Origin of the sequence: uncultured Sphingorhabdus sp., from assembly GCF_937872355.1 — a bacterium.
Taxonomy (GTDB): domain Bacteria; phylum Pseudomonadota; class Alphaproteobacteria; order Sphingomonadales; family Sphingomonadaceae; genus Sphingorhabdus_B.
The window spans coordinates 1-2,954 of sequence record NZ_CALMSV010000283.1; the positions used below are offsets into that span (position 1 = coordinate 1).

Genomic DNA, 2,954 nt, shown 5'->3' on the forward strand with positions numbered 1-2,954 from the left:
GCGAAATATTCCTCGACCCGGCCCAGACTTCGGCCATTTTTGAAGCGCACATCGAGCATCGGCGCATCAACGATGATGCCTGCGTTGAACCGGTGCTGCGCGGCAAATTTGGGGTGGGATAGGCGCCAGTTGCCTTTCCCGTCGGGCACGAGTTTGCGAAACTTGTCATAGGCTTTCAGCGCATAACCACCGGTCGCGACAAATTCGATCACCCGGCCAAATGTCGATGCATCCAGCCCGCTATAGGGCATTGCCGAGCGCACTTCGTCGAGCAGCTCTGCCTCGTTGAACGGCGCGGCGCAGGCGCAGGCCATGACATGTTGGGCGAGGACGTCATATCCGCCAGGACGGAAAACCTCACCATCGCGCACGCCCTCCTCGACCGCATCGAATGCCGCCTGTGCCTCCAGATATTCGAAACGGTTGCCGGGAACGAGCAGCGCCTTTGACGGCACATCCAACCGGTGATTCGACCTGCCTATGCGTTGCAACAGTCGCGAGCTGCCCTTGGGCGCGCCCATCTGGATCACGCAATCGACGTCACCCCAATCAACCCCCAGATCAAGGCTGGCGGTGCAGACCAGCGCCTTCAACTCCCCCGCTGCCATCGCGCCTTCCACCTTGCGCCGTGCCTCGACCGACAGCGAACCGTGGTGGATGCCGATGGGATAATTGGGATCGTTCGCGTCCCACAATCGCTGGAAAATGAACTCGGCGAGGAAGCGCGTGTTGCAGAAGATCAGCGTGGTCCGGTTGCGGCCAATCTCCTCGATCAACTGCGGCACCGCATATTGCCCGCTATGGCCGGACCAAGGAACGCGGCCTTCGGGGAGCAGGATTTGCAGATCGGGATCGGCGGCCGGTTCGCCCTCAACGAGCCGGACAGCATCGATCTCTCCATAAGGGGCGAGCCAGGCGCAATAGGCATCGGGATCGGAAATCGTCGCCGATAACCCCACCCGCTGCATTTGCGGGGAGAGCTTTTGCAACCGCGCCAGACTGAGCGACAGCAGGTCGCCGCGCTTTGAATTGGCGAAGGCGTGAACCTCGTCGATGATCACGCGTTTGAGATTGGCGAACAGCAACAGGCTGTCCTCATGGCTGAGCAGCAGCGACAGCGATTCGGGCGTGGTTAGCAATATATGCGGCGGCCGCACCCGCTGCCGCGCTTTGCGTTCCGATGGCGTATCGCCGGTGCGGGTTTCGATGCGGATGGGCAGCCCCATTTCTTCGACCGGCATCAGCAAGTTGCGCCGGACATCGACCGCGAGGGCCTTTAATGGCGAGATATAAAGCGTGTGGAGCCCGTCAAAATCGGGATCAGCAACCAATTCGGACAGCGTCGGCAGAAACCCCGAAAGCGTCTTCCCCGCGCCCGTCGCGGCAACCAGCAAAGCATGCCGGCCATCGACCGCTGCATCCACCATCTCCAACTGATGCCGCCGCGGCGTCCAGCCACGTGCGGCGAACCAGTTGAGAATCTGTGAGGGGAGGATATTGTCCATTGCCCTCATTATTTGTCGGAATTTTCCCGTCGCGCCTTAACTTGACGGTCGAACTCGGCTTTAGCGATGCGAATTCTCTGCAAAACTTCGGGTGACGTTTTACAACGCGCCAACTTGCCACCGTCCTTCAACGTGTAATCGCTCACAGTTAGCGGTGGAATATTGGGTGTGCGACTCTCGGGAACTACGTTTTCCAGAAAAGTAAAATTACAAATGCCGTTGCTGGCGAGAGACCTGCTGATCCGGATCGCATCGCCCAAGGTGGGAGGGTTTCTGGACTTTACGACAACAGAATAGTCTACGCTGTCTGTGTTGGGCAGAGCAAAAATGAGTGCGTCGAGCAAGTCTGCGGGTTGTCCATTTGCGGATGACCAATTGCCATCTGGATTGAGGGAAATGGCCTTTTGCACTCTTTCATTGTGTTCCGCTTCAACGATACTGAAAGCGAATTCCAGATAGATCGAAGGAACGGGTGGCCTTGTTTTGAGGTAAAAGAAAATCCCATTGGCGAAGATGGCTGCCAACAGCAGTAAACACAGAATTTTCCGATTTCGGCTCAATGCCCCACGCTTTCGCCACGTTCCAGCCCGCTCGCGGCGAGTTGCGCATCGATCTGCGCCATCAAGCGCTCAAGACCAGCCTCGCTCGAAGCCTCCGCCCGCGCGACCAGCACATCCTGCGTGTTCGATGCGCGCAGCAGCCACCAGCCGTCGGCGGTGCTCACCCGGGCGCCATCAGTGGCGTTCACATCCGCGCCCTCTGCCGAAAGCCGTGTCAGCACTTCGTCGATCACCGCGAATTTCCGGCTTTCATCAACCTGAAAGCGCATTTCGGGGGTATTGATCATCTCCGGCATCGCCGAACGCAATTCGGTAACGCTTTTGCCCAGCCGTGCCGACGCGCGCATCAGGCGGAGGCCGGCATAGATAGCGTCATCAAAGCCGTAATAATCATGCTTGAAGAAGATATGCCCGCTCATCTCGCCCGCGAGCGGGGAGGAAACCTCCTTCATTTTGGATTTGATCAGGCTGTGCCCGGTCTTCCACATCAATGGCTTCCCACCCAGTTCCGCGATCCGGTCATACAGCGCCTGTGACGCCTTGACGTCGGCGATAATCGTCGCGCCCGGCACGTCGGCGAGCACGTCTTCGGCGAAAATCTGGAGGAGCTGGTCGCCCCAGATCACGCGGCCCTGCCCGTCAATCGCGCCAATACGATCACCATCGCCGTCAAAAGCCAGTCCGAAATCGAGCTGTTTCTCCGCGACAAGCCGCTTCAGGTCGACGAGGTTCTTCTCCTCGGTAGGATCGGGATGATGATTTGGAAAATTGCCATCGACTTCGGTAAACAGCGTATGATGCTCGCCCGGAAGCAGCTTCACCAGCCGTTCTACCACCGGCCCGGCGGCACCATTGCCGGTATCCCAGCCGATGCGGAACGGTTTGTCCG

Annotated in this window: 3 protein-coding genes; all 3 read right to left on the reverse strand. The window is 58.8% G+C overall.

Going from position 1 to position 2,954, the window contains the following annotated elements:
* Nucleotides 1–1,505 (reverse strand): DEAD/DEAH box helicase (locus Q0239_RS18105; protein ID WP_298605472.1); only part of this gene is annotated, 1,505 nt, incomplete at its 3' end.
* 8 nt (nt 1,506–1,513) lie between these two features.
* A complete protein-coding gene (locus tag Q0239_RS18110) occupies nt 1,514–2,029 on the reverse strand; it encodes a hypothetical protein (RefSeq protein WP_298605474.1) in 516 nt (171 codons plus the stop codon).
* 32 nt (nt 2,030–2,061) lie between these two features.
* A partial coding sequence (locus Q0239_RS18115) for a phosphomannomutase/phosphoglucomutase (protein WP_298605476.1) occupies nt 2,062–2,954 on the reverse strand: 893 nt, incomplete at its 5' end.